The 24485-nt window shown below is 50.3% G+C and carries 29 protein-coding genes, 1 other RNA gene and 1 pseudogene; 13 read left to right on the top strand and 18 right to left on the bottom strand.

The window, feature by feature from the left end; genetic code table 11:
- Positions 1 to 68: 68 nt before the first annotated feature.
- Positions 69 to 398, bottom strand: coding sequence for a hypothetical protein (locus tag CWI69_RS12320; protein ID WP_241971069.1), 330 nt, complete (start codon positions 396 to 398; stop codon positions 69 to 71).
- Between CWI69_RS12320 and CWI69_RS12380 the strand changes: the two are divergent.
- Positions 342 to 2195: pseudogene (locus CWI69_RS12380) on the top strand (putative bifunctional diguanylate cyclase/phosphodiesterase); the annotation flags it as partial. The gene CWI69_RS12320 and the pseudogene CWI69_RS12380 sit on opposite strands and share 57 nt — an antisense overlap.
- 56 nt (positions 2196 to 2251) lie before the next feature.
- On the opposite strand, the gene rnpB reads toward CWI69_RS12380, so the two are convergent.
- Positions 2252 to 2617: RNase P RNA component class A (rnpB, locus tag CWI69_RS08325), an RNA gene on the bottom strand.
- Between the two features lie 10 nt (positions 2618 to 2627).
- Positions 2628 to 3482 carry a 16S rRNA (cytidine(1402)-2'-O)-methyltransferase gene (rsmI, locus tag CWI69_RS08320; RefSeq protein ID WP_126763687.1) on the bottom strand — a complete coding sequence of 285 codons (855 nt, stop codon included), beginning with the start codon at positions 3480 to 3482 and terminating at the stop codon, positions 2628 to 2630.
- A gap of 94 nt (positions 3483 to 3576) precedes the next feature.
- Between rsmI and CWI69_RS08315 the strand changes: the two genes are divergently transcribed.
- Genes CWI69_RS08315 through dolP form a run of 4 tightly spaced genes read left to right on the top strand, consistent with a single transcriptional unit; the run spans position 3577 to position 6933 of the window.
- The gene (locus CWI69_RS08315) at positions 3577 to 5430 is read left to right on the top strand and encodes a penicillin-binding protein activator (RefSeq protein WP_157984259.1); all 1854 of its coding nucleotides are present in this window, start codon (positions 3577 to 3579) and stop codon (positions 5428 to 5430) included.
- A gap of 1 nt (position 5431) precedes the next feature.
- On the top strand, positions 5432 to 5782 hold the full coding sequence (locus CWI69_RS08310; RefSeq protein ID WP_126763683.1) for a YraN family protein: 351 nt from the start codon (positions 5432 to 5434) through the stop codon (positions 5780 to 5782).
- Positions 5783 to 5791: 9 nt separating this feature from the next.
- Complete coding sequence (locus CWI69_RS08305; protein WP_126763681.1) at positions 5792 to 6364, top strand: SIS domain-containing protein; 573 nt, start codon at positions 5792 to 5794, stop codon at positions 6362 to 6364.
- A complete protein-coding gene (gene dolP, locus CWI69_RS08300; protein WP_241971068.1) occupies positions 6361 to 6933 on the top strand; it encodes a division/outer membrane stress-associated lipid-binding lipoprotein in 573 nt (190 codons plus the stop codon). The genes CWI69_RS08305 and dolP overlap by 4 nt, the downstream gene beginning before the upstream one ends.
- A 94-nt stretch (positions 6934 to 7027) precedes the next feature.
- Here the strand turns inward: dolP and CWI69_RS08295 are convergent, their stop codons facing one another.
- The 8 genes from CWI69_RS08295 to zapE all read right to left on the bottom strand — a co-directional run bounded on the left by CWI69_RS08295 (position 7028) and on the right by zapE (position 13167).
- Entirely contained in the window at positions 7028 to 7423 is a 396-nt protein-coding gene (locus CWI69_RS08295; protein ID WP_126763902.1) for a ClpXP protease specificity-enhancing factor, read from the bottom strand.
- A 14-nt stretch (positions 7424 to 7437) separates the two neighbouring features.
- Positions 7438 to 8067 carry a stringent starvation protein SspA gene (gene sspA, locus CWI69_RS08290; protein ID WP_126763678.1) on the bottom strand — a complete coding sequence of 210 codons (630 nt, stop codon included), beginning with the start codon at positions 8065 to 8067 and terminating at the stop codon, positions 7438 to 7440.
- 14 nt (positions 8068 to 8081) lie between these two features.
- Positions 8082 to 8828, bottom strand: a complete 747-nt coding sequence (locus CWI69_RS08285) for a cytochrome c1 (protein ID WP_126763901.1) — start codon at positions 8826 to 8828, stop codon at positions 8082 to 8084.
- Positions 8828 to 10090: a cytochrome b gene (locus CWI69_RS08280; RefSeq protein ID WP_126763676.1), complete on the bottom strand. Its 1263-nt coding sequence runs from the start codon at positions 10088 to 10090 to the stop codon at positions 8828 to 8830. The genes CWI69_RS08285 and CWI69_RS08280 overlap by 1 nt, the downstream gene beginning before the upstream one ends.
- Positions 10090 to 10680 (bottom strand): ubiquinol-cytochrome c reductase iron-sulfur subunit, encoded by a 591-nt coding sequence (gene petA / locus CWI69_RS08275; RefSeq protein WP_126763675.1) that lies wholly within the window; start codon positions 10678 to 10680, stop codon positions 10090 to 10092. The genes CWI69_RS08280 and petA overlap by 1 nt, the downstream gene beginning before the upstream one ends.
- Before the next feature lie 221 nt (positions 10681 to 10901).
- Positions 10902 to 11294 carry a 30S ribosomal protein S9 gene (rpsI, locus tag CWI69_RS08270; protein ID WP_126763673.1) on the bottom strand — a complete coding sequence of 131 codons (393 nt, stop codon included), beginning with the start codon at positions 11292 to 11294 and terminating at the stop codon, positions 10902 to 10904.
- Positions 11295 to 11311: 17 nt separating this feature from the next.
- The gene (rplM, locus tag CWI69_RS08265; RefSeq protein ID WP_126763672.1) at positions 11312 to 11740 is read right to left on the bottom strand and encodes a 50S ribosomal protein L13; all 429 of its coding nucleotides are present in this window, start codon (positions 11738 to 11740) and stop codon (positions 11312 to 11314) included.
- Between the two features lie 284 nt (positions 11741 to 12024).
- The gene (gene zapE, locus CWI69_RS08260) at positions 12025 to 13167 is read right to left on the bottom strand and encodes a cell division protein ZapE (protein ID WP_126763670.1); all 1143 of its coding nucleotides are present in this window, start codon (positions 13165 to 13167) and stop codon (positions 12025 to 12027) included.
- A gap of 52 nt (positions 13168 to 13219) precedes the next feature.
- Here zapE and CWI69_RS08255 point away from each other — a divergent pair, with 52 nt between their 5' ends.
- From CWI69_RS08255 to CWI69_RS08245, 3 genes are all read left to right on the top strand, one after another.
- Positions 13220 to 13657, top strand: a complete 438-nt coding sequence (locus tag CWI69_RS08255) for a Z-ring associated ZapG family protein (protein WP_126763669.1) — start codon at positions 13220 to 13222, stop codon at positions 13655 to 13657.
- Positions 13658 to 13740: 83 nt separating this feature from the next.
- Complete coding sequence (locus tag CWI69_RS08250) at positions 13741 to 15087, top strand: DegQ family serine endoprotease (protein ID WP_126763668.1); 1347 nt, start codon at positions 13741 to 13743, stop codon at positions 15085 to 15087.
- Between the two features lie 142 nt (positions 15088 to 15229).
- A complete protein-coding gene (locus CWI69_RS08245; protein ID WP_126763666.1) occupies positions 15230 to 16297 on the top strand; it encodes a trypsin-like peptidase domain-containing protein in 1068 nt (355 codons plus the stop codon).
- On the opposite strand, the gene murA is transcribed toward CWI69_RS08245, so the two are convergent.
- Genes murA through CWI69_RS08210 form a run of 7 tightly spaced genes read right to left on the bottom strand, consistent with a single transcriptional unit; the run spans position 16288 to position 20971 of the window.
- Positions 16288 to 17544 (bottom strand): UDP-N-acetylglucosamine 1-carboxyvinyltransferase, encoded by a 1257-nt coding sequence (gene murA / locus CWI69_RS08240; RefSeq protein ID WP_126763664.1) that lies wholly within the window; start codon positions 17542 to 17544, stop codon positions 16288 to 16290. The genes CWI69_RS08245 and murA overlap by 10 nt on opposite strands.
- A 15-nt stretch (positions 17545 to 17559) precedes the next feature.
- The gene (locus CWI69_RS08235) at positions 17560 to 17817 is read right to left on the bottom strand and encodes a BolA family protein (RefSeq protein ID WP_126763662.1); all 258 of its coding nucleotides are present in this window, start codon (positions 17815 to 17817) and stop codon (positions 17560 to 17562) included.
- Positions 17818 to 17849: 32 nt separating this feature from the next.
- Positions 17850 to 18152 (bottom strand): STAS domain-containing protein, encoded by a 303-nt coding sequence (locus CWI69_RS08230; RefSeq protein WP_157984258.1) that lies wholly within the window; start codon positions 18150 to 18152, stop codon positions 17850 to 17852.
- A gap of 4 nt (positions 18153 to 18156) precedes the next feature.
- Positions 18157 to 18819 (bottom strand): MlaC/ttg2D family ABC transporter substrate-binding protein, encoded by a 663-nt coding sequence (locus tag CWI69_RS08225; protein WP_126763659.1) that lies wholly within the window; start codon positions 18817 to 18819, stop codon positions 18157 to 18159.
- Between the two features lie 9 nt (positions 18820 to 18828).
- On the bottom strand, positions 18829 to 19296 hold the full coding sequence (gene mlaD / locus CWI69_RS08220; RefSeq protein WP_126763657.1) for an outer membrane lipid asymmetry maintenance protein MlaD: 468 nt from the start codon (positions 19294 to 19296) through the stop codon (positions 18829 to 18831).
- A gap of 6 nt (positions 19297 to 19302) precedes the next feature.
- Positions 19303 to 20079: a lipid asymmetry maintenance ABC transporter permease subunit MlaE gene (gene mlaE, locus CWI69_RS08215; RefSeq protein ID WP_126763655.1), complete on the bottom strand. Its 777-nt coding sequence runs from the start codon at positions 20077 to 20079 to the stop codon at positions 19303 to 19305.
- Entirely contained in the window at positions 20069 to 20971 is a 903-nt protein-coding gene (locus tag CWI69_RS08210; RefSeq protein ID WP_126763653.1) for an ATP-binding cassette domain-containing protein, read from the bottom strand. Before CWI69_RS08210 ends, mlaE begins: the two co-directional genes overlap by 11 nt.
- Positions 20972 to 21150: 179 nt before the next feature.
- On the opposite strand from CWI69_RS08210, the gene CWI69_RS08205 reads away from it, so the two are divergent.
- From CWI69_RS08205 to lptB, 5 genes are read left to right on the top strand one after another with little or no spacing between them, the layout of a single operon-like run.
- Positions 21151 to 22131: a KpsF/GutQ family sugar-phosphate isomerase gene (locus CWI69_RS08205; RefSeq protein WP_126763652.1), complete on the top strand. Its 981-nt coding sequence runs from the start codon at positions 21151 to 21153 to the stop codon at positions 22129 to 22131.
- A complete protein-coding gene (gene kdsC / locus CWI69_RS08200) occupies positions 22131 to 22691 on the top strand; it encodes a 3-deoxy-manno-octulosonate-8-phosphatase KdsC (RefSeq protein ID WP_126763650.1) in 561 nt (186 codons plus the stop codon). Before CWI69_RS08205 ends, kdsC begins: the two co-directional genes overlap by 1 nt.
- Entirely contained in the window at positions 22688 to 23251 is a 564-nt protein-coding gene (gene lptC / locus CWI69_RS08195; RefSeq protein WP_126763648.1) for an LPS export ABC transporter periplasmic protein LptC, read from the top strand. The genes kdsC and lptC overlap by 4 nt, the downstream gene beginning before the upstream one ends.
- Entirely contained in the window at positions 23220 to 23774 is a 555-nt protein-coding gene (lptA, locus tag CWI69_RS08190) for a lipopolysaccharide transport periplasmic protein LptA (RefSeq protein ID WP_157984257.1), read from the top strand. The genes lptC and lptA overlap by 32 nt, the downstream gene beginning before the upstream one ends.
- A complete protein-coding gene (gene lptB / locus CWI69_RS08185; protein ID WP_126763645.1) occupies positions 23755 to 24480 on the top strand; it encodes an LPS export ABC transporter ATP-binding protein in 726 nt (241 codons plus the stop codon). The genes lptA and lptB overlap by 20 nt, the downstream gene beginning before the upstream one ends.
- Positions 24481 to 24485: the final 5 nt, after the last annotated feature.

Below are 24485 nucleotides of genomic sequence, written 5' to 3'. Positions count from 1 at the left end.
ACTAGAAGATGCTAAAACACGCCTGACTAACAAAAATAATTAAAACATTGCGTAAATTTATCAGCGACTTAACGAGAGCATCCCACCCACTTACGCCGGCTCAGGCACGCTGGCGCATGTTCCGTGATTTTTTTGCCCTCGCTTTGATTGCCAGCGCTTTGCTCTTTGCTGTTTACCTGATTGTCGATACCGAACGTGAACAAGAGCGCGAAGCCGAGAAACGCCGTGCGTTGGAACACATGAGCTCGATGCGAGCAAGTATAGAGCAACGCATTCAGGCGAATGTGCTGGTATTGCGCGCGTTGAAACCAGAAATTCTGTGGCAGGACACCCCTGACCGCATGCGGCTGCAAAAAATTATTGATGAATTCCTCAATACAGATCTTGATATCAGTCACCTGGCCCTCGCTCCTGACTTGCGCATCAGTTTTATTTATCCACTGGCTGGTAATGAACAGTTACTGGGTCTCGATTACCGCAATGTTAAAGACCAATATCATGAAATTCTGCAGGCTATCGGTAGTCGCGACATTATTTTAAGTAGTCCGGTCGATTTGCTGCAGGGAGGCACGGCGTTTATTGCGCGCTTACCGATTTTCCAGGCCGATGGTAGTTTCTGGGGGATTGCTTCGCTGGTAATCAAGCACGAACACTTGTTCAGTCAGATTGCCTTTTATGATCACCCCGAATACCACTTTGTAATTCATCGCAAGTCACTCTCCGGTCGCGGCACTTTGATTGCTGGTGATGCCGAAGTACTTGAGCACGACCCGATCATTAGCCATGTACAAGTACCGGGCGACAGGTGGGAACTTGCTATTGCGCCGCGCGACGGTAGCTGGATTGACGAGCAAAACGACTTCTTTTTGCACTGGCTGATCGGCTTGTCTCTAACCGGACTTATTGTTGCCGCTTTTGCCATACTAATTCTCACCCAGCAACGCTTGCGCCGGGCCGTGCATACCATCAGTTATCAGGCGCGCTTCGACCCGCTGACAGGTCTGGCTAACCGCAATTACTTTCAGCAACAACTGCAGCAGCGTATCCGTGACTGCAGTCAGCAGCATCGATTCGCGCTGGTGATGCTTGATCTTGATCACCTGCGCGATATCAACGATGCCCTCGGCCAGGATGTGGGCGATGCCCTGTTGATGCATGTCGCCAAGCAAATCCGCCAATCGTTGCGCGAACATGACTTGCTTGCCCGGGTTGGCGGCGACGAGTTCAGCGTGGTACTCGCCGACGTGCAAACTCCTGCGCAAGCCGAGCAACGCGCTAAAGCTATTGTCAGTGATCTCCTTAATACCGCTGATATCGAACAAAATCATATTAATGTCACGGCAAGCGTTGGCATCGCGATGTATCCGGAGGATGCCCGGCAGCCGCAGCAACTGATTAAGTGTTCTGAGCTGGCTATGTATGCGGCCAAATCGACTGGCTCACTGTCGGTTGCGTTTTACGATGAAACCTTACGACAAAACACCGAACAGCACATTGCCTTACATCATCAGATGATCAACGCGCTGGACACCAACGAATTTCATGTAGAATATCAGCCGGTTATAGAAACGGTAAGTGGCCGCTTGACCCGTTGCGAAGCCTTAATTCGCTGGCACCATCCGGAACATGGCGAAATTCCACCCTGTGAATTTATTCCGATTGCGGAAAAAACCGGCGCCATCGTCTGGTTAGGTGAGTTTGTACTGAAACAAGTCATTCATGACTGGCAAGTGATGCGCGATGCCGGTTTAGATTTGACCGTCGCGGTTAACCGCTCGCCGCGAGAGTTTAACGATAAAGACGTTGCTGGCGATTGGCTCATGGCCATGGAGCAGGCAAACATGCCGCCTGATCGGCTGATGTTGGAAATCACCGAATCCATGCTGATGCGCAATCAGGAACGACAGGTAAAAAGTTTACGCCGGCTACGCCGCGCCGGTGTGCATTTAGCCATAGATGACTTTGGTACCGGTTATTCGAGTCTGAATTACTTGCGCTATTACCCGATTGACGTGATAAAAATCGATCGCGCATTTATGAAAGGTGTGCCGGAAAATAAACAGCAGAAGGCGTTGGTTGAGGTGCTTATCCGAATTGCCCACACATTGGAGCTACAGGTGGTCGCCGAAGGTGTCGAAACCCGCGCTCAAGTTGAGTTTCTGCAAAGCAAAAACTGTCACTATCAGCAGGGTTTCTACTATGGCCAAAGCATGCGCCTGGACACCTTCATTGACTACACCAAACGTTTTAATCAGCGAGTTAGCCGATAAGCCGGGTTCTGTCGTGGACAATCATTCGTCTAGCCGCTAAATCACTCTAGCGTTCAAGCAGTCTACCCGGGTTCAACGCGGGCCGCGCCAATGAACCCCTATTTGACCTTGCTCCGGGTGGAGTTTACCGTGCCACGAACTGTTGCCAGCCGCGCGGTGCGCTCTTACCGCACCCTTTCACCCTTACCTGATCCTGCTTGCGCAGGCCATCGGCGGTTTACTCTCTGTTGCACTGGTCGTCGGCTCGCGCCGCCCAGACGTTATCTGGCACCCTGCCCTGTGGAGCCCGGACTTTCCTCCCCTTACCTGAGCGAACTCTGGCAAGCAGCGATTGTCTGGCTAACTCTGCGGCGCATTCTACGTGTTATCGGCGTCTAACGCCAGTTGGTACAACTGGTTTTTACGCACACCATGAATTTCCGCGGCGCAGGCGGCGGCTTTCTTCAAAGGCAGATGCTGACGCAATAGTTGTACGGTCCGCAAAGCTTGTTGTTCATCTGCTGCGGCAAACTCCTGTACCGGAGCGCCGGCCAACACCAGCACAAACTCACCGCGTTGTTGGTTGCTGTCCACTTCAACCTGTTGCAGTACCTCGCTGATACTACCGCTTAAATAAGTTTCAAATTGCTTGGTCAGCTCACGGGCGACGACTAATGAACGATCATTGCCCATCACCTCTTGCAGGTCTTTCAGCGTATGCAGGATGCGATGCGGTGATTCGTAAAACACCATGGTGCGTGGCTCATCGAGTAAGGCGCTCAAGGCTTTCCGACGTTGCTGTGGTTTCGCCGGCAGAAAACCTTCGAAAGTAAAACGATCCGTTGGTAATCCGGCCGCAGAAAGCGCTGTGGTAATAGCACAAGGCCCCGGCAAGGCCACAACTTTAACGCCCGCCGCACGACACTGCTGTACCAACACATAACCAGGGTCGCTGATCAACGGTGTACCGGCATCGCTGATCAAAGCAATTGAGTCGCCACTCTGTAATCGCTCGATGACCTTAGCGGCGCGCTCACGCTCATTGTGTTCATGCAGCGCAAAGACGTCATTTTTTATAGCAAATTGCTGCAACAACTGACGGCTATGACGGGTATCTTCTGCAGCGATTGCCGCTACGGAACTAAGCACATCCTGGGCCCGGGGCGATAAATCGCCAAGATTACCAATAGGTGTCGGCACGATATAAAGTATGCCCGGAGCTGCGTGAAGCATGTTAACCCCTTGTAAGATTCGCTCTGTTGCGTTGTGTCACTGCACAGCTAGGTTTATAGTATGTCTATGTCAAACCTTTACAGCCGAACCAAGTGTGAGTGTTAAATTGGTGAACTTTGCTATTGTGCCAAAGAAACTAGCCCTGTGCATCGTTGTTTGTAGTTTGGTGGCCTGCGCATCGGCACCGGATCGAACCGATGACTCATCCACTGTCGAACCCCAGGTTCCTAATTTCAGTGAGCCAGAAGCTGCGGTTTCAATACAATCGCTGGAACAGATCCTGGCCGAGCTCGAAAGACAACCCAATGAAGCAGCCCAACGGCGTTATCTGCTTACGCAGGTGCAACGACTGCAAAGCGAAAATCAGTGGCAGACCAGTGCATTATTGCTAAGCCAGCTTGAGCCTTCAGTTGCGTCCTTATCGCCTTCGCAACAACGCCAATACCGACTTGCCAGACTGCAGTGGCTTGCTAGTCAGGGACTATTACGTGAAGCGCAGGAAGGTTTAACCGAGCTACTGGCTAAAGATGCGCAACAAGGCGGTGAACAACAAGTGGACGCCCTACGTTTCGCACGCGACCTCGCCTGGCAGCTGCAACGCACACAGGATACCGCACAGTATCAACTCAATTTGCTCGCATTGGGTCAGGCCGCCACAGAACCTGAGCAGTCGTGGCTGTATTTACGTAGTGCCCAAAACCCAGCGGCTCTCACTGCCCGTGGGGCCGATGCGGAAGCTTGGTTGTCGCTGTTGCGCGCCGCTCATCAGCAAGCCGAAGCCAGTGACTCCAGTGCCGTTCAGGGCTGGCAACTACGTCATCCAAGACATGAGGCGAACGCACTCGCAAGTCAACTGCGTGAGCAACTCCAGTACGCCGAAACCGATCGCCATGCGTTGGTCCTGTTACCGCTAAGTGGCCCATTTGCCGAGCAGGGCCAGGCTGTGCTCGATGGTATGGTAATGGCCCTGGAGGACCAGCAGGACCTGAGTATTACCGTTCGCGATAGTACCACTTTCGATTACGCAAACCTCGGTGAAGAACTGCAGAAGGTCCAGGCGGACACCCTGATCGGTCCATTATTACGCGAGCAGATTGGTAAGATCGACAACCAGATTTTAGCCAGCACAGAGGTGCGTTGGATCGCGTTAAATACCGTTGATGAGCTTATGGCACAACCGGATTTGTGGTACGCATTGGCGCCAGAAATGGAGATCCGCCAGGTGGCGGAAACCCTGGTCGAACGTGGAGTAAAGCACCCGTTAATTCTTGCAGCAGATAGCAACCGGGGCCAGGAAGCTATCAGCGTGTTCCGCGACTACTTCCTCGCCAAACAGCCCGATGGCACCGTTGAGAGCGGCGTTTACCGCACCACCGACGACATGAAAACTGTGGTTCAGGACAAGCTTGGCGTTACCGCTAGTGAGGCACGCATCTGGGAAGTTAAAATAACAGCGGGAAAGATTCTGGTTGATGCTCAGGCGCGCAGTCGTGACGATATTGACGCGATATTTTTGCCCGGCCCTATCGAACAAAACCGCCTGTTAAAGCCTTTTATCGACGTTAATATTGCGCCATTCATGACTCCCATTCCGGTATACGCGACCTCGGCAAGCCATATCCGCGGTGATCAGTTAAGCGAAAATGATCTTGATAACGTGCGCTTCACCGAAGTTCCGTGGCTACTGCCAAATCACCCGCAGTATCCCAGACTGCGTGAACTATTGCAGTTACGTCGCCACTGGAATTATAACCTTGCACGACTCGCAGCCTTTGGCCATGACGCCGTGTTACTTACCCAGAACCTGACCACCATGGCAGCTTTACCTGGTTTTCGGATTGCCGGATTAACCGGTGATCTGAGACGCCAACCAGGTGGTATCAAGCGTGAGCTAGACTGGGCACGCTATGACGGCCATATTGTTAAGCCGGCCGCAGTAGCTGACTAATATGCTTCGTAAAGCGCAGGGCAACGCCGGCGAAGATCAAGCGATAGATCACCTGACCCAACAGGGACTCACCCTGGTGGAACGCAATTTCCGCTGTGACCTCGGCGAAATAGATATCATCATGCGTGACGGTGAACATTGGGTCTTCGTTGAGGTCAAATCTCGCAGTAATGAGGACTTTGCCACGGTGGTTGAGCAAATCACCGCAGCCCAGTGTCAGCGGGTTCGACGCAGTGCACAATTTTATTTACTATCACACAAACTTGATGAACATCAGACCTATATGCGCTTTGATGTTATCGCGATTTGTCAGCAGCCCGCGCAACTGCATTGGTTGCAAGATGCTTTTTAAAGAGGACGTATGCAAGAACCGGTAAAAGCAATTTTTACAGAGTGCATTCAAACCCAGATTGCTGCTGCAGATCAGCTGCAGGAGCCACTCATGCGCGCTGCAGAGCTGTTAGTGGATTCGCTGTTAAGAGGACAGAAAATCTATTGTTGTGGGGAGAGTATGGCCCACGCCAGCGCGCGTCATTTTGCCCATATCATGCTCACCGGACTACAGTTTGAGCGGCCGCCTTTTCCGGTGAACGCACTGCACGCCGACTATGGTGCCAACGACCATGAAGGTATTTTCGCCCAACAGATCCTTGCCGTAGGTCAGCCCAGCGACTTGTTGCTGGTACTAAACGCTGGTGCCGAGGCTCCGCGTGTCAGCCGCGCAATGGAAGCCGCGCTGAGCCGCGATATGCTTATCATAGCGCTCACCAATGACGCCGATCAGGACGTCGTGGGTTTGCTTGGTCCGGACGATGTGGAAATCCGCATTCCCTCACGCAATGCCGCCCGCGTTAGTGAACACTTACTGCAGCTGGTCAATATGTTATGCAGTCTTGCCGAACAACAGATATTTCCTCAGGAGGACGACTCGTGAACAATAGATTAAGTCTGCCACTAGTTGCTTTCATCGTTATGCTTGGTCTGTCCGGCTGCGCGGCAGCGTTGGTTGGCGCCACTGCCATTGGTATTTCATCGGCAACGGATTCGCGCACTGTAGGCACACAGGTTGACGATCAGGCCATTGAGATCAAAGTCATCACCGCACTGAAACGCGAAGAACGCCTGTCCACGACCCGTATTCAGGTGGTGTCATTCAATCGTTCGGTATTGTTGATTGGGCAGGTGCCGTCGGCCAACTTAGCCGGTTTAGCTGCAAGTATTGCCCGCGATATCGAGGGTGTTCAACGGGTTCACAATGAGCTGCGGACCGCACCTGTTATTGGCATGAAAACCATCAGTAACGACAGTTGGCTAACCAGTAAAATCAAAGCCAAATATGTCACCGATGAAACCGTCGATGCGAACAAAATTAAAGTCGTGACTGAGAATGGTGAGGTCTTTTTAATGGGGCTGATTGATCGCAACATGGCGCGAAAGGCAATTGATATTGCGCGCAACACCAATGGTGTAGAACGCGTCATCGACGCCTTCGAAACCCGTTAATTTAAAAGGCAAGAGCGTTATTGGTTATTGGATAGTGGTTATTAGAAGGAAAGCGTTACTAACTAATAACTGATAGCTACTAACGCTCTTGTTGTTATTTGACCACTTTCAGGCTGGGCCGTTTTTTCTTGCCTGGAGTTGGTGGCTCAGGAGGTGGCTCCGGCGCCTGATTTTCCAGCTGAGGTTCTTCTTCAAAGATTGTCCCCGCGCCGTTCTCGCGCGCATACAACGCACTGACCGCAATCATCGGAACATAAACACGCTGTGGCTTACCCGAGAAGCGAGCATTAAACTCGACACAGTCATTCAGCAGTTGCAGATTACCCACCGCGCCTGGCGCAATATTGAGTACGATTTGCCCTTCCTGGACAAACTCGCGTGGCACCTGACAACCAGGTGCATCTGCATCGACAACAAGGTGTGGGGTTAACTGATTATCTACTAACCACTCGTACACCGCCCGTAACATGTACGGGCGACGTGCGGACATTGCCGTCAATTCACTCACCGACCTAAGTCTCGCTCGACATCAGTGAGAGATTCCTGGAAGGAGTCACGCTCGAATACCCGCAGCATGTAAGCTTTAACAGCTTTTGCGGCAGCGCCTTCGAGTTGAATACCGTAGCTTGGCAGACGCCACAACAGCGGTGCCAGGTAGCAATCAACCAGAGTGAACTCTTCACTCATGAAGTAAGGCGTATCGGCAAAAATCGGCGCGAGGGCAAGGATACCTTCGCGCAGTTCCTGACGTGCTGCCTCTACCCCTTTACCACCTTTAACGATTGCATCAGCAAGTGCATACCAATCGCGTTCGATACGGTACATCATCAAACGGCTGGTACCACGGGCAACCGGGTACACAGGCATCAATGGCGGATGCGGAAAACGCTCATCAAGGTATTCCATGATGATGTGCGCGTTGTACAGAACCAACTCACGATCCACCAAAGTTGGCAACGCATCCGGATAAGGATTAAGTTGCAACAGATCTTCCGGTATTTGATCGTTGTCGACATAGGTAATTTCAACACCTACGCCTTTTTCTGCCAACACGATTCGAGCCTGATGACTACGTAAGTCATTACGTCCCGAATACAAAGTCATCACTGACCGTTTATTTGCCGCAACCGACATGTCTTTCTCCATCATTACTTCACGTCTTTAAAGAATTCGCGCTTCAAGAACCACGCGAAGAGTGTAAAGACAAATAAGAACCCGAAGACGTACCAACCCATACGACGCTGCTCAAGCAGCATCGGTTCGCCGGTATACACCAGGAAATTGGTTAAATCGAGCATAGCTTGATCGTACTCAGACGGGCTTAACATGCCGCTACCGTCGGTTTTAATACCCACGTAACGTTCTGTCATCTCGCCATCGACCATCTGTTCTTCATAGGTCTTACGCGGTATACCCTGCAACTCTTCCAACACATGAGGCATACCCACGTTAGGGAAAACTGCATTGTTCACGCCAAATGGGCGAGACTCGTCTACATAAAATGAACGCAAGTACGTGTAAATCCAATCTGCACCGCGCACGCGTGAAACCAGGGTCAAATCGGGTGCCGCAGTACCAAACCAGTTGCCTGCTGACTCAGCCGGCATAGCATTGGTGATCAGATCACCTACTTTCTCGCCAGTGAACTGCAGGTTTTCCATCCCGATTTCTTCCGGAATACCCAGGTCTTCGAAAGTGCGGTTATAACGCTGATACTCCATAGAGTGACAACCAAGGCAATAGTTCATAAACAATTGCGCGCCACGCTGTAACGAGGCTTTGTTGTGCAAATCTACTTTAGCTTCATCAAGTGGTACCGTTGGGTCAGCAGCAAAGCTTGCTACTGACCATAGGGTTGCGGCTACCAGCAGAGTCGTTTTAAGAAACTGTTTCATCACTTAGTAATCCTCTCTGGAACTGGCTTCGTGTTCTCGTTTTTACTATAGAAGAACAGTAAAACGAAGAACGCAAAGTACAAGAAGGTGAAGACTCGGGCAAAGAAGGTATAGACCTCCGTTGCTGGTTTCAGACCCAAGTAACCAAGTGCCACAAAGCTAACTACAAAGATCGCAAGGTTAACCTTGTGGAAGCCGCTGCGATAACGGATTGAGCGCACTTTAGCGCGATCAAGCCATGGCAATACGAACAATGCCGCAATCGAGCCAAACATCAGAATGACACCGAGCAGTTTCTCTGGAACCGCGCGCAAGATTGCGTAGAACGGCGTGAAGTACCAGACCGGAGCAATATGATCAGGTGTCTTCAACGGGTTCGCCGGCTCAAAGTTTGGTGGCTCAAGGAACAGGCCACCCATCGCTGGTGCGAAGAAAATCACATAGCAGAAGAAGAACAGGAAAATACCGATACCGACCAGATCTTTCACTACGTAATAGGGGAAGAACGGGAACGCATCAACAATGTCGTACTTCTTCGTGAAGCGCTCATGGAATTTGAACTTGGGTTTCTCTTCCTCAGGTATCGAGCCTTTCGGCTTCTTAATGTTGATACCTTCCGGATTGTTTGAGCCTACTTCGTGCAGTGCAACAATATGCAGGAACACCAGAATAACCAGTACTAATGGTAGCGCGATAACATGCAATGCAAAGAAGCGGTTCAGCGTAGCACCCGAGATGACATAGTCACCGCGAATCCAAAGTGTGAGGTCATCACCGATAACCGGAATCGCGCCAAACAGCGAAATAATAACCTGCGCACCCCAGTACGACATCTGTCCCCACGGCAGCAGATAGCCCATAAAAGCTTCGGCCATCAGTACCAGGAAGATCAGCATACCGAATACCCACAGCAGCTCGCGTGGCTTCTGGTAAGACCCGTACATCATCCCCCGCAGCATATGCAGATAGACCACAACAAAGAACGCTGAGGCTCCCGTTGAGTGCATATAGCGCAGTAACCAACCGTAGTCGACATCACGCATAATGTATTCGACTGACGCGAAAGCACCATCAGCAGAAGGCACGTAGTTCATCGTCAACCAAATTCCGGTCAGAATCTGGTTCACCAATACCAACATGGCGAGTACACCAAAGAGGTACCAGAAGTTGAAATTTTTCGGAGCCGGGTATTGCGCAAGGTGGATGTTCCACGTCTTGGTCATCGGAATGCGTTCGTCAATCCATGCGATTAATTTACTCATCACGCTTGCTCCCCGTCTTTACCTACCAAAATGGTGTTTTCATTTATGTAGTAATGCGGAGGCACGACCAGATTATAAGGTGCCGGAACACCTTCAAATACGCGACCAGCGATATCGAACCTTGAACCATGGCAAGGACAGAAGAAGCCCGCGTCGACGCCCTCAACCTGTTCCGCGAAGTCATTCTGTAAATACTGCGGAGAACAGCCGAGATGCGTACAAATACCGACCGCCACGAAATATTCTTTCTTCCGCGAGCGATAGAGATTTTCAGCATACTCTGGTTGTTGAGGTTGTTCTGAATTAGGGTCACGAAGTTGGTCTGCTAAACCTTCAAGGCTCGCCAACATTTCTGGTGTACGGCGTACCACCCATACCGGCTGGCCTCGCCACTCCACCCGAATCAGTTGACCCGGTTCGGCTTTTCCGATGTTCACTTCCACAGGGGCACCCGCGTTTTTAGCTCTCGCACTCGGGTTCCATGACGCTATGAAAGGAACAGCAACACCCACCGCGCCTGCTGCACCAACCACAGAGGTTGCGACAGTCAGAAAACGACGGCGGCCTTTATCTACAGGCGCATTGCTCATCCACTTACTCTCCAGTTTGGACGCTTCACGGGACATTGCCGTGAAGTCAGTAATTAGCTGCTGCGTTAGGTCCACCCATACCAACCGGCACAGGCGAACGGCAATAAAAATGCTTTCAGATGATAAAGAAATACCCTGATTTTTACAAGGATAAACACAAAAAACCCGGCACAAAGGCCGGGTTTTGTATTTCTGTAACGTACAGCTTCGTAAGCGATAGATTAACGCTTGGAGAACTGTGGACGTTTACGTGCTTTGTGCAAGCCGACTTTCTTACGTTCAACCTGACGCGCGTCACGAGTTACATAACCCGCACGACGTAAGTCGCCACGTAGAGCTTCGTCATATTGCATAAGCGCACGAGTGATACCGTGACGCACTGCGCCAGCCTGACCACTTGAACCACCACCAGAAACAGTGATGTATAAGTCGAATTTCTCAACCATGTCTACCAGCTCTAACGGTTGACGAACAACCATCTGTGCGGTTTCACGGCCGAAGTATTCTTCTAAGGTGCGGTTATTGATGCTGATGTTGCCGCTGCCCGGACGCAAGAAAACGCGTGCAGTTGAGCTTTTGCGACGACCAGTACCGTAGTATTGATTCTCTGCCATTGTCTTAATGCTCCGTCTTAAATTTCAAGTTGTTTAGGCTGTTGAGCAACATGGTTGTGCTCAGTGCCTGCATATACTTTCAGTTTACGGAACATGGCACGACCTAGTGGACCACGAGGCAACATACCCTTCACCGCTTTCTGAATGACCATTTCTGGTGCCTTGGCGATCAACTTCTCGAAGCTGATTTCCTTGATACCACCTGGATACCCAGAGTGTGAATAATAAATCTTGTTCTGTGCCTTACGGCCAGTAACCGCCACTTTCTCAGCGTTAACGATGATGATGTAATCACCAGTGTCGACGTGAGGCGTGTACTCAGGCTTATGCTTACCGCGTAAACGGCGAGCGACTTCAGTCGCCAAACGACCTAAGGTTTTACCTTCGGCGTCAATAACATACCAGTCACGTTGTACGGTTTCTGGTTTTGCAACAAATGTACTCATTGAAACATACTCTTTATTAAAGGTTCACGACAGTAGTTCCGGGCTTCCCCGCGAACCACAACAACCGTTGTGGCATCGCCACTCACTGGTTAGTTGTACCTGTAACGTGGGCTGCGCGGATTATAGGGAAAACAGTTTAAAAGATCAACAGCGTTATTGGATATCAGCTAGTGGTTATTGGGAAAGACAAAAGCGTTATTCGCTATCAGATACTCGTTATTGGAAAAAGGTATGTGTTTTAAACCAATAACTAATATCTGATAGCGAATAACGGTTTTGCTGTTTTAGGGTTTGTGCGCTTGCGCGAGATAATCATGACTTTGCATCTCCTGCAATCGCGAAATACAACGGCGGAATTCAAACTCCAGCTTACCTTCGGCGTAAATGTCTTCCAGTGGCACTGCAGCAGACAAAATCAACTTGACCCGCCGCTCGTAGAATTCGTCCACCAAGGCTAAGAATCTGCGCGCGGCATCATCTTTATTTGCGCCCAGTTGCGGCACATTACTGATCAGTACTGCGTGGTACAGGTGCGCCAGTTCAATGTAGTCGTTCTGTGAACGCGGCCCGCCGCAGATCGCTTCGAAATCAAACAATACAACATCATCACACTCAAGACGCACAGGGATATCGCGACCGTTAATGCGAATGGTGCCGTCGGTGTTGCGACTGCAATGATCGGGAGCAAGTTCAGTGAAATAGCGCTTTAAATTGGCATCGGCTGTGGCATCAAGGGGCGAATGATAAATTTCAGCTTTGCTCAGGGTCCGCAACCGATAATCAATGCCACTGTCAACGTTAATGACTTCACAGTGCTCTTTGATTAAGGCAATCGCTGGAAGAAAACGCTGCCGCTGCAAGCCATTACGATAAAGGTCATCGGGAACAATATTCGATGTCGCAACCAATACAACTCCGCGACTAAAGAGTTCCTGCATCAGGGTGCCAAGAATCATTGCGTCAGTAATGTCCTGAACAAAGAACTCATCAAAGCAAATCACCTGAGTTTCACTGGCAAGCTTGTCGGCGATAATCGGCAAGGGATCACTTTGCCCTTTGAGTTCTTTTAACTCTTTGTGGACGCGGTGCATAAACCGATGAAAATGCACGCGTAACTTCTCTTCAAAGGGTAAGGTTTCATAGAACGTATCGACCAGATAGGTCTTGCCACGCCCTACGCCACCCCAAAAGTAGAGGCCTTTGGGAGCCGGTTTAGTCGCACCGAATACGCTTTTAAGCTTATACAGCAAACTGCTCTTTTGCTGCGCACGATAGCTGATCAAATCATCATATAATCGCTGCAACGCCTCAACAGCGCGACGTTGCGCTGCGTCCGGACTGAATCCGCCGGTTGCCAGATCGGCTTCGTATTTAATTAATGGGGTGATGTTTTGCGTTGTCACTACCACTTCGACCCTATTCTGCATTATGCTATGGGGTACTAGTTTATCATGCGAATCGTGTTTTTAAGGAGTTTTTATGGATGCAATCATTGGCATTCTGTTAGTGCTGGCAGGAGCTGTTTTCGGTTTTTTTGTAGCGCGTTACTGGCTCAAAGAACACTCTGACGAGGCGCGATTAACTGAAGAAGTGCAGCAAAGCCGCGAACAGTTAGCAGCCTATCAGCAAGAAGTTGCAGAACATTTTTCCACCGCCAGCGCTTTGGTAGAGCAACTTGAGGAAACTCAGGACAAGCTAAAAGCCTATCTGAACCATAGCTCGGAACTCCTGCAACAAGAGCAGACGCAACCAAGTTTGCCATTCTTTGCCGAAGACACCATGCGTCAACTACGGATGGCCAGCAAGCTACAAAATGATAGTCGCCAGGCTAAGAATGAGTCTGCGGAACAACCACCGCAGGACTACTCTGATAAGAAAAGTGGACTTTTTTCTTCATCAAAGCAAAAAACATCTTGAAACATCTCTAAGCTGAACTTATTTCGTTAGGGTCGGTCTTTACTTGCACGAACAGTCGTGTTGTATAAAGGAGCCTGTACCCTATGAGAATTAAACTCTTTGCAGTTATTACCCTGACAAGTTTATTGGCCTTGAGCCCCGCTCAGGCCAATATCCCGTTTTTCAGCGATAAGGACGAAACGCCAACATTGGCGCCTATGCTGGAAGAAGTGACCCCCGCCGTGGTCAACATCTCAGTGAAAGGCAGTCGCGAAGTGCGGCAGCGCGTTCCCGATATGTTCCGCTTTTTCTTTGGTCCGGATAGCCCTCGTGAGCAAGTGCAGGAACGTCCATTCCGGGGCTTAGGTTCAGGCGTTATTATTGACGCCGATAAAGGCTATGTAGTGACCAATAATCATGTTATCGACGGCGCATCAGAGATTTTAGTGACACTTAAAGACGGTACGCAATTTGATGCCGAAGTTATAGGTACAGATGCTAACTCTGATATCGCACTGTTAAAAATCGAAAATGGTGAAGGTCTTACCGAAATCGAAATCGGTAGTTCTGCAGATTTGCGGGTCGGCGATTTTGTTGTGGCCATTGGCAATCCATTCGGTCTTGGTCAAACGGTTACTTCAGGCATTGTTAGTGCATTGGGTCGCAGCGGCCTGGGTATTGAAGAGATTGAAAACTTCATCCAGACCGATGCTGCCATCAATAGTGGTAACTCTGGCGGCGCTCTGGTCACCCTTAACGGCAAGCTTATCGGCATTAACACCGCTATTTTAGGCCCCAGCGGCGGCAACATTGGTATCGGTTTTGCGATTCCATCCGATATGATGCTGGCACTTGTACAACAGCTGATTGAGTTCGGTGAAGTGCGCCGTGGAGTGCTTGGCGTTCGCGGTAACGACTTGACTGCAGATATTGCTGAAGCACTGAACCTTCAAGCTAAGCAAGGTGCATTTATTGCCGAAGTTCTGCCCGACAGCGCAGCGGCGCGCGCTGGATTAAAATCTGGCGACGTTATCGTGGCAGTTAACGACGAGAAAGTTCGCAGCTTCTCAGACCTGAGTGCCCGGGTAAAAACCATGGGCGTTGGTAAACCTATTGAGTTAACCGTATTGCGCGATGGTGATGAACGGAATTTTGAAGTTACCCTCAGTGCAGAAGAAACAGCGGTCGAAGCAGCAAGCCTGCATCCGGCGCTGGAAGGTGCAACCTTAGCCGCAAATGAAGACGGTGGTGTCATCATCACCGAGCTTGTTGAAGGCTCAATAGCTGCCCGTTATGGCTTGCGTAAGGACGACATCATTATGGCGGTAAATCGTCAGCCGGTCGCATCGGTAAGTGAGCTAAGAAACGCTCTGGACAGTGCACGGGGAGTTGTCGCACTCAATATTCAACGCGGAAATTCATCGTTGTACCTTGTTTTACGAGGTGGCTAACCCCATATAATTTCTACAGTAAGTGAATCACACAGCGCAAGTTCCGAAGGCAGCCTAACAAAGCTGCCTTCTTTTTTATAGAAGTGGTATGCTTATTCAGTAATTCGTGATCAACTCTGCTCAACACATTAATGGAAGAATAATGACGCGATCGACCCGGCCTAAAAATTGGTTTAGTTACATCCTACGCTCGATTGTTCTAGGTCTGGTTGTTGCGGCACTGGTGATTTGGCTGCAGCCATTGTTGCAAAACTGGCAGACGTCCCAGCAGCAGAGCAACCAACCGATGAGCTTTGCCAAAGCCGTGAACCGTGCGGCTCCTGCAGTGGTTAATATCTATAGTTTAACTGAATTCCGCGGCTCCTATTACAGCCGTCGTCCGAGTACAGTTTTACGGTTAGGCTCGGGCGTTATCATGGATAATGTAGGCCACGTTCTGACCGCTGCTCATGTAGTTGGCAATGTCAGTTCCATCGAGGTCGCGCTGCAGGACGGTCGCCGTACCAGCGCCCAGGTCATTGGCATGGATCCAGTTACCGACCTGGCAGTATTGCGCATTGAACTCGATAACCTCCCCGTTATTCCGCAGGATAACCAGCTCCGCTCAAACGTCGGTGATGTGGTACTGGCAATTGGCAATCCACTGAACCTTGGACAAACCATCACGCAAGGTATTGTCAGTGCGACCGGTGGCCGCATGGGCGTGATCAATAGCCATGCTGACCTGATGCAAATGGACGCCGTCATCAATGAAGGTGCCTCCGGTGGCGCTTTGGTCAATAGTGAAGGTTATTTAGTCGGTATCAACAACGCACAATTTCGTGGTCCTGCTGGCCAGGGGGTTGAAGGTATCTATTTTGCGGTGCCTTATTCACTGGCACGGACGATCATGAAAACACTGATAGAAGAAGGCGAGGTGGTGCGCGGCTACTTAGGTATAAATACCGGTGACACCCCTGCCGCACAGGTTTACCAACAGCCCGGTATTTTTGTTACTGGCGTAGATCCAAACAGCCCGGCAGATCGCGCGGGCTTACGGGCAGAGGATTATATTGTCGAGATTGCCGGCGAGCAGATTTCATCCGCCGCTGAGGGTCTCGCTTTGATATCAACGACTACTCCGGGTACGGAGCTGGAAATTCGTTATTTCCGTGGCAATGAAGAACTCACGACCACGGTAACCATTGCCAAACTACGTTATCAGTCGTGACGTTCGATTTGTGCACCCAGCGCAGATAATTTCTTCTCAATCGTCTCGTAACCACGATCAATGTGATAGATACGTTGTACCGTGGTTTCGCCGCTTGCGACCAGGCCGGCAATAACCAACGAAGCCGAAGCACGAAGATCCGTACACATAACCTGCGCACCCGCCAACCGATCGGTTCCTTTGCAAATTGCAGTGTTACCTTCTAATTCGATCTGCGCACCCATACGCTGTAATTCTGGCACGTGCATAAAGCGATTTTCAAAGATAGTCTCACGTACCCAACCGGTGCCGTCAGCAATCGCATTGAGGGTACAGAACTGCGCCTGCATATCCGTAGGAAAAGCCGGATGAGGTGCGGTGATCACGTTTACTGAATGCGGGCGTTTTGGCGCCTGTAGACGAATCCAGTCAGCACCTTTAGTTATAGTGGCACCAGCTTCAGTTAATTTTTTCAATACCGCATCAAGCATGCTCGGGTCGGTATTACGGCAAGTAACATCTCCACCGGTAACCAGCGCCGCGACCAGAAAAGTACCTGTTTCGATACGATCCGGTTGCACTGCGTAGCTGCCACCGTGCAGTTTCTCAACACCATGTATCTCGATGGTGTCAGTTCCGGCACCGCGCACATCGGCACCGAGAGTATTCAAAAAGTTTGCTAAGTCGACGACTTCCGGTTCCCGAGCAGCATTTTCAATGGTAGTCACGCCCTCAGCTAAGGTCGCGGCCATCATCAAATTCTCGGTGCCCGTTACACTAACGGTATCAAGTAAAATTGCTGCGCCTTGTAAACGCCCTTCGACCTGAGCATTGATATAACCGTTCTCGACGGTGATATCGGCGCCCATTTGCCGTAAGCCTTCAATATGCAAGTTCACCGGACGTGCGCCTATTGCGCAGCCGCCAGGTAAGGATACCTGAGCTTTACCCTGCCGCGCTAACAGTGGTCCTAAAACCAAAATAGACGCACGCATGGTCTTCACCAGCTCATAGCTGGCGACATGGTTAGCAATGGTCTGAGGATGAATCCGATAGCTGTTGCTATCCAGGCGATCGCTATCAATGCCTAAATCAGCCAACAACTTGAGCGAGGTCTGCACATCTTGCAGCGCTGGAACATTCTGCAGTTCAACGTCATCTGTGGCTAACAAACTCGCCATCAGTATTGGCAGTGCTGCGTTTTTCGCACCTGAAATCCGTACTTCACCGTGCAGCGCCTGGCCACCTTTAATCACAAATTTTTGCATCGCTCGCTACTCGCTTTAACTCAGCATTGCGAGCTTTTTCTCGCGCTGCCACTCAGTTGGGGTATAGGTTTTAATAGAAACAGCATGTAATTCGCCGCTGGCAATAATGTCTTTCAGCGGTGCATATACCAGTTGCTGTTTCTTCACTCTGCTTAAGTCGGCGAAGTCTTCACTGACAGCAGTAATCGAAGCCTGACTACCATCAACTTTAACAATGAGTTCATCTAACTCGAGAGCAGCTTGGATAAGTTCTTTGATTGTATCTATTGTCATCGGACTTAGTTCTTATTGAGTGGATTTAGCATTTAAACATGCTTGAGCAACGACGTGCCACCGCTAACTTCAACGATGGCGTCAAACTGTTGACTCGGATTGCTGATAAGAAGTTCACATTGGTGCTGCATTAAATACTTTTTGAGTTGCAGCAGCAGTGCCACACCAGCGGAGTCGACATGATCGACTGCTTCCAGATCTACCGTTAACTGCTCTTGTCCGTCGGTCAGCCAATCATCGCGTTCCTGCCAGACACGAGCTACGGTAGCGCGGGTCATTTCACCCTTAAAGCTTAACTTTTTATCAGCCATTTCCCAGCTCAGTTGTGCAGACATAAGCTTAACTATCACCTTCTTCTTCATAAGGTTGAATTGGGTCTTGTCCTTTTTCGCGCAACAACTCGATGGTGCCGTCAATGCCGCGGCTACGAATAACTGAGGATATTTCTGCCGCCTTACTGTTCAGCAAGCTCACGCCTTCAACGACCAGATCGTAGGCTTTCCATAATTTCTCATCTTCGTCGTAACGCATTTTGAAGTCCAGTCGGATTGGCGGACGACCTGGCTCCATCAGTCGGGTTTCCACTTCGACCATACGATCACTGGGGCTTACCTCGCGCGCACGTTCAAACTTAAAGTCGTGCTTTTCTTCATCATATTGAGTAAATGCGCGGCCATAGGTTGCGATCAGGTACTCACGAAAAACCGTATAGAACTCTTGCCGTTGCTCTTCCGTAGTGTCTTTCAGGTTTCGACCTAAGACACGTTTTGCAGCATAAGTAGAATCAACGTAAGGCATCAGTTCTTCGCGAATAATCACGCGCAGGTAGTCAAGGTCTTCATCAATCTTGCTACGCTCGTTTTCAATACGCTCAGCAGTTTTATTAGCGACTTTTTCAAGTAACTCATAAGGGTTGTCAGAACGGATCAAATCAGATTTCGCCACGGCTGTTCCAGAGACCACTAACAGCGCTGTCATCAAGAATGCATACCAGGTTTTCATCACCACTCCTTAATCGTTACCTTGGCTAAACAGGAACTGCCCAATCAAATCTTCCAGAACCAATGCAGATTTTGTGTCCTGGATATAGTCGCCGTCATCTAACATCTCGACGGTATCATCAATGAAACCCGGGCTGAGACCGAGATATTGTTCGCCAAGTAAGCCCGAGGTCAGTACTGAGACAGATGAAGTGTTAGAAAATTCATCGTACTTGGCGCTTATCGTCATCTCGACCAGTGGTTCGTAGTAGTCACCATCAAGGGTGATACGGCTAACGCGGCCAACAACCACCCCGCCAACCTTGACTGGTGAACGTTCTTTCAAGCCGCCGATATTGTCAAACTTCGCATAGAGTTTATAGGTTTCACCATTACTTCCGATGCTGGTGTTGGCTGCACGCAAGCCTAAAAACAGCAGTGCCAAAACACCAATAATGACAAAAAAACCAACAGCTAACTGTGCATTTCTTGATTCCATAATCTGTTACCCAAACATCAGTGCGGTGAGAACAAAATCTAACCCCAAAACAGCCAATGAAGCTGTCACTACAGTCGATGTCGTTGCCCGACTAATACCGACCGAGGTTGGAGTACAATGAAAGCCTTTGTGTAGTGCAATCCACGTCACTACAAAGGCAAAAACTAAACTTTTAATAATGCCGTTGAGAATATCTTGTCCCCACTCGACATTCGATTGCATCACTGACCAGAACGCGCCCTCATCGACGCCAAGCCAGCGCACACCGACCAGATAACCGCCATAAATACCAACAGCGGAAAAGATGATCGCCAGTATTGGCATGCTGTAAAAGCCCGCCCAGAAACGCGGTGAAATCACGCGACGTAGTGGGTCGACAGCCATCATTTCAAGGCTCGAAAGCTGCTCTGTGGCTTTCATCAGTCCAATTTCCGCCGTTAGCGACGAGCCTGCCCGTCCGGCGAACAATAGCGCCGTAACTACCGGGCCTAACTCACGCAACAGCGATAATGCGACCATGGGACCAAGGCTTTGTTCGGCACCAAAATCCACCAGAATCGTATAGCCCTGCAAGCCGAGAACCATGCCGATAAAAAGCCCACTCACAACAATGATGACCAATGACAGTACGCCAACGGAATACATCTGTTGCATTAGCAACGGCCAGGATTTACGCAGTTGCGGTTTGCCTATCAGCGCCCGCAACAGCATGACCATAGCCTGGCCCGCACCGGCTATCGTATCAAGGACTGATTTCCCCAGTGCTGCGACTTTATCCAGCATTGCCGTTCCCCTTCTGCTCCGCTGACTCTTGCTGTTTTGATTCTCTTTCCCTGGACTTCTCGCTGTCGGAGTCAAGCTCCTGCCCGAAAATATCCTTAGCAAAGCTTGGTCCATCGTAATGGAATGCCACCGGGCCATCAGGCTCACCTGATAAGAACTGTTGCACTAAGTCATCGTCCGACGCTTTCAGTTCGTCCGGTGTCCCCTCGGCAACAACTTTCTTATCGGCAATAATGAAGACCTTATCAGCGATAGTTAAGACTTCTGCAACATCATGGGTAACCACAATGCTGGTAATACCCAGAGAGTTATTCAATGATTTGATGAGCTTGACAATAACGCCCATCGAAATCGGATCCTGTCCGGCAAAAGGCTCATCATACATGATCAGTTCGGGATCCAGCGCTATCGCGCGGGCAAGTGCCGCACGGCGAGCCATACCACCTGACAATTCAGCAGGCATCAGGTCGCGCGCACCGCGTAAGCCCACAGCTTCCAGCTTCATCAGCACGATGGTCTCAATAATCTCTTCCGGCAGGTCGCTGTGTTCGCGGATCGGGAACGCTATATTTTCGTATACCGACATATCGGTAAATAAAGCCCCGCTTTGAAACAGCATGCTCATGCGTTTGCGTTGTTCGTACAACGCACTGCGCGACAGCTGCGGAATATCATGACCAGCAAATTTAATGCTGCCATGCTGTGGTTTGAGTTGCCCACCTATCAATCGCAACAAGGTGGTTTTACCAATGCCGCTCGGGCCCATCACCGCAGTGATCTTACCGCGCGGGATCCGCATTTCCAGGCCTTTGTAGACCTTGTTTGCACCATAGCCGTGGGCAAAATCCACATTTTCAATAACGACGAGATCGTCTACGTCAGCGCTTGTCATAGCTGGCTCATCCCTTTTTTCTAGACCGCCTAGTTTACCTGAAATCGTGACTTTTCCCTAGCGCAGGGTGGTAAAATTTGTGACAAATCATGAGTTGTTGAACGTTTTACGTCTGCATTTACAGAATCGATCGGTTATGATTGCAGTCATTCATGTTTTTCGGCGATTAAAGGTTTGCTATGACTGCTGCCAAAACCGACTCTTTTATCTCTCTTGCCGCTAGTGTACTCGATATCGAAGCACAATCGGTGAGCGACTTGAAACGCTTCCTTGATGCAAATTTCACTCAGGCCTGTGAGTACTTACTCGCCTGCAAAGGTCGCGTGATTGTGATTGGTATGGGTAAGTCCGGCCATATCGGCGGCAAAATAGCCGCAACACTTGCGTCCACCGGTACCCCAGCGTTTTTTGTCCACCCTGGCGAAGCAAGTCATGGTGACTTAGGCATGATCACTGCAGACGATGTAGTGCTGGCACTGTCTAACTCGGGCGAGACCGGCGAAGTGTTAAGCATCGCCCCCCTTATCAAGCGCCGGGGCGCGCACCTTATCAGTATGACCGGCAATCCGGATTCGACCCTTGCAGAACTTGCCGATGTACATATTTGTATCGCGGTTAAGCAGGAAGCCTGCCCGCTGGGCCTGGCGCCGACCTCATCAACCACAGCTACACTTGCCATGGGTGACGCCCTTGCTGTTGCCCTGCTGCATGCCCGCGGCTTCACGGCTGACGACTTCGCCATGTCGCACCCGGGTGGTAGCCTTGGACGGCGACTGTTGCTGCACATTCATGATGTAATGCATAGCGCTGAGCGCATGCCTTTAGTCGAACAGTCGGCAAGCTTAAGCGAGGCATTACTGGAAATGTCCCGCAAGGGACTGGGCATGACCGGGGTCACGGATCCAGATGGCAAATTGGTCGGCCTGTTTACCGATGGTGACCTGCGGCGCGTTCTCGACCAACGACTGGACGTGCATCAAGCCCGGATTGCCGAGGTGATGACGAAAAATCCAATCACCATTCACGCCGACGTGCTTGCCGCAGAAGGTCTGAAGTTAATGGAAGACCGGAAGATTAACGGTCTGTTTGTCGTTGATGACCACGGCCATCCGCGTGGCGCTCTCAACATGCACGATCTGTTAAAAGCAGGAGTCATGTAATGGCATTAGCTACCGTTAGCACCTGGTACGGTGACATCAACGAAACTCTGTTTGAGCGCATGAAAGCGATTAAGCTGGTGATCTGCGACGTCGATGGGGTCTTTTCTGATGGCCGGATTTATCTCGGCAACTCCGGCGAAGAATTAAAAGCGTTCCATACCCGTGATGGCTTCGGTGTTAAAGCACTACTTAATAATGGCATTCGCGTAGCTGTGGTCACTGGGCGGCAATCGCAGATCGTTGAGCAACGTATGCAGGCACTTGGGGTACAGGATATAGTTCAGGGCACCACCGAAAAGCTTGCTGTTTATCAACGCCTGGCCGAGAAGTATCAGTTAGAAAACGCGCAAATTGCCAGTATCGGCGATGACGTACCCGATGTCGTTATGCTGCAACACGCTGGCCTTGGCGTCGCGCCACAGGATGCGCATCCCTGGGTGCAACAGCAAGCCGATTACGTCACCAGTATGCGTGGTGGCTTTGGCGCGGTGCGTGAACTTAGTGACCTGATTTTACTTAGCCAGGGACACTTACAGTTGCACGGTGGGGTCAGCCTATGAACCGCCAGCTTAGTTGGATTTTAGCGATTATTTTTCTGCTTGGGGCGCTGCTTATCTGGCGGCCGTTTGACACCGACGAAACGGCCGCGACGGATCCGCAATTTCGCGAAATCCCGCCTGACTTTATTGCTGAAGGCCTGGCCACACGCGTGTACAATAGCAAAGGACAGCTTGAACATCAGATTAATGCAACCAAAATGACGCATTACAGTCCAATTGGGTTGACGGAGCTCGATGATCCGGTTTATCAGGTCCGCACGGACGGCAAGCAGGACACCTGGCGTGTAGTGGCCGAACAGGGTTCATTTTATGACGATAAGACGCTCGTACTTGAGCGTGGTATCGTGATAACCCATCTTTCGTCTGATGACTACCTGGAACGTGTTGAAACGAGCTATCTGACCATTGATACCCTGGCAGAAACCATGGTGACAGATCAGCCGGTAACCATTTTTGGTAAGAATTTTTTAGTGCGCGGTAACGGCATGATTGCTGATCTCCGCGCCGAAACATTGGAATTGAATGAGCATGTACAAACTACTTTCACTCACAATCCGTAAAGCGCTTATTGGCGGCAGTTTATTGCTGCTGGGCATCATGCTTTGGAGCCCACCGGCGGCCGCGCAAGGGAAAGCGGACTTCGAGCAGGACATTATCATCGACTCAGAGCGTGAGTGGTTTGATATCCAGAATAAAATTGCAATCTTTGAAGATAATGCGGTGATTACTCAGGGCACCCTGAAAATTACCGCTGACCATCTGGAAGTCGCCCAGCAAGGCGAAGATGGTGTGCGCACTTTCACCGCAGAAGGCTCACCAGCAACGTATCAGCAGGAGTTAGAAGACGGTAGCCTGATTCAGGCGCAGGCGCAGATCATTCGTTATGATGAAACGGCGCAGCTTCTTACCCTGTTAGGTGAGGTTAAAGTCACCCAGGATAACAGCGAAATTCAGGGTAACGAGATTGTTTACAACTTTGCGACGCAGCAACTGCGCGCCAGCCGTGGCGACGATGAAAGTGACCGCGTCACCACCATCTTTAAGCCCAATAAAAAGAATGACAATGAGCCAATTAATCGCTGAGCACCTTGCTAAATCTTATAAAAAACGTCAGGTCGTAAAAGACGTAAGTCTGACGGTGGAGTCGGGTAAAGTTATCGGCTTACTTGGCCCTAATGGCGCGGGTAAGACGACCACCTTCTATATGATCGTGGGTCTGGTCGGGCATGACAAAGGCCGCATCTTACTTGATGACGAAGACATTTCATTGCTTCCCATGCATGAACGTGCCCGTAAAGGCATCGGTTACCTGCCGCAGGAATCATCGATTTTCCGTAAGCTTACGGTGCGCGACAATATCATGGCCATTCTGGAAACCCGCAAAGGACTTGATGGCAATGCTCGCGAAGAAAGAGTTGATAGCTTGCTGGAAGAGTTCCACATCGGTCATATCGCCAATAGTCTCGGTATGAGTCTGTCTGGTGGCGAGCGCCGACGCGTCGAAATTGCCCGCGCGCTGGCGGCTGAACCAGCGTTTATTCTGCTGGATGAGCCATTTGCCGGGGTTGATCCTATTTCCGTAATAGATATTAAAAAGATTATCGAGCACCTGCGCAACCGCGGGATAGGCGTTTTGATCACCGACCACAATGTACGCGAAACCCTCTCTGTTTGTGAGCATGCATATATTGTTAGCCATGGGGAGTTGATTGCTGAAGGCGACGCCCATACTATTTTAAGTAACCAGCAGGTGAAAGACGTTTACCTCGGCGAACAATTCACTCTGTAAGCGCA

Source organism: Pseudidiomarina halophila, from assembly GCF_003987215.1.
GTDB classification, from domain to species: Bacteria; Pseudomonadota; Gammaproteobacteria; order Enterobacterales; family Alteromonadaceae; genus Pseudidiomarina; species Pseudidiomarina halophila.
The sequence above is the reverse complement of the archived record's forward strand: the minus strand, read 5'-3'. Positions and strand labels throughout refer to the sequence as shown.

Bases quoted from the DNA above. Each gene is read 5' to 3' on its own strand.
- CWI69_RS08280 (WP_126763676.1), bottom strand. From the start codon at position 10,090: ATGAGTAAATTAATCGCATGGATTGACGAACGCATTCCGATGACCAAG.
- mlaD (WP_126763657.1), bottom strand. From the start codon at position 19,296: ATGGAATCAAGAAATGCACAGTTAGCTGTTGGTTTTTTTGTCATTATT.
- CWI69_RS08255 (WP_126763669.1), top strand. From the start codon at position 13,220: ATGGATGCAATCATTGGCATTCTGTTAGTGCTGGCAGGAGCTGTTTTC.
- CWI69_RS08225 (WP_126763659.1), bottom strand. From the start codon at position 18,819: ATGAAAACCTGGTATGCATTCTTGATGACAGCGCTGTTAGTGGTCTCT.
- CWI69_RS08295 (WP_126763902.1), bottom strand. From the start codon at position 7,423: ATGTCCGCACGTCGCCCGTACATGTTACGGGCGGTGTACGAGTGGTTA.
- mlaE (WP_126763655.1), bottom strand. From the start codon at position 20,079: ATGCTGGATAAAGTCGCAGCACTGGGGAAATCAGTCCTTGATACGATA.
- CWI69_RS08245 (WP_126763666.1), top strand. From the start codon at position 15,230: ATGACGCGATCGACCCGGCCTAAAAATTGGTTTAGTTACATCCTACGC.
- lptB (WP_126763645.1), top strand. From the start codon at position 23,755: ATGAGCCAATTAATCGCTGAGCACCTTGCTAAATCTTATAAAAAACGT.
- zapE (WP_126763670.1), bottom strand. From the start codon at position 13,167: ATGCAGAATAGGGTCGAAGTGGTAGTGACAACGCAAAACATCACCCCA.
- CWI69_RS08230 (WP_157984258.1), bottom strand. From the start codon at position 18,152: ATGTCTGCACAACTGAGCTGGGAAATGGCTGATAAAAAGTTAAGCTTT.
- lptA (WP_157984257.1), top strand. From the start codon at position 23,220: ATGTACAAACTACTTTCACTCACAATCCGTAAAGCGCTTATTGGCGGC.
- kdsC (WP_126763650.1), top strand. From the start codon at position 22,131: ATGGCATTAGCTACCGTTAGCACCTGGTACGGTGACATCAACGAAACT.
- CWI69_RS08210 (WP_126763653.1), bottom strand. From the start codon at position 20,971: ATGACAAGCGCTGACGTAGACGATCTCGTCGTTATTGAAAATGTGGAT.
- CWI69_RS08205 (WP_126763652.1), top strand. From the start codon at position 21,151: ATGACTGCTGCCAAAACCGACTCTTTTATCTCTCTTGCCGCTAGTGTA.
- CWI69_RS08285 (WP_126763901.1), bottom strand. From the start codon at position 8,828: ATGAAACAGTTTCTTAAAACGACTCTGCTGGTAGCCGCAACCCTATGG.
- rpsI (WP_126763673.1), bottom strand. From the start codon at position 11,294: ATGGCAGAGAATCAATACTACGGTACTGGTCGTCGCAAAAGCTCAACT.
- CWI69_RS08310 (WP_126763683.1), top strand. From the start codon at position 5,432: ATGCTTCGTAAAGCGCAGGGCAACGCCGGCGAAGATCAAGCGATAGAT.
- CWI69_RS08235 (WP_126763662.1), bottom strand. From the start codon at position 17,817: ATGACAATAGATACAATCAAAGAACTTATCCAAGCTGCTCTCGAGTTA.
- rsmI (WP_126763687.1), bottom strand. From the start codon at position 3,482: ATGCTTCACGCAGCTCCGGGCATACTTTATATCGTGCCGACACCTATT.
- sspA (WP_126763678.1), bottom strand. From the start codon at position 8,067: ATGTCGGTTGCGGCAAATAAACGGTCAGTGATGACTTTGTATTCGGGA.
- murA (WP_126763664.1), bottom strand. From the start codon at position 17,544: ATGCAAAAATTTGTGATTAAAGGTGGCCAGGCGCTGCACGGTGAAGTA.
- lptC (WP_126763648.1), top strand. From the start codon at position 22,688: ATGAACCGCCAGCTTAGTTGGATTTTAGCGATTATTTTTCTGCTTGGG.
- CWI69_RS08250 (WP_126763668.1), top strand. From the start codon at position 13,741: ATGAGAATTAAACTCTTTGCAGTTATTACCCTGACAAGTTTATTGGCC.
- petA (WP_126763675.1), bottom strand. From the start codon at position 10,680: ATGAGCAATGCGCCTGTAGATAAAGGCCGCCGTCGTTTTCTGACTGTC.
- CWI69_RS08305 (WP_126763681.1), top strand. From the start codon at position 5,792: ATGCAAGAACCGGTAAAAGCAATTTTTACAGAGTGCATTCAAACCCAG.
- rplM (WP_126763672.1), bottom strand. From the start codon at position 11,740: ATGAGTACATTTGTTGCAAAACCAGAAACCGTACAACGTGACTGGTAT.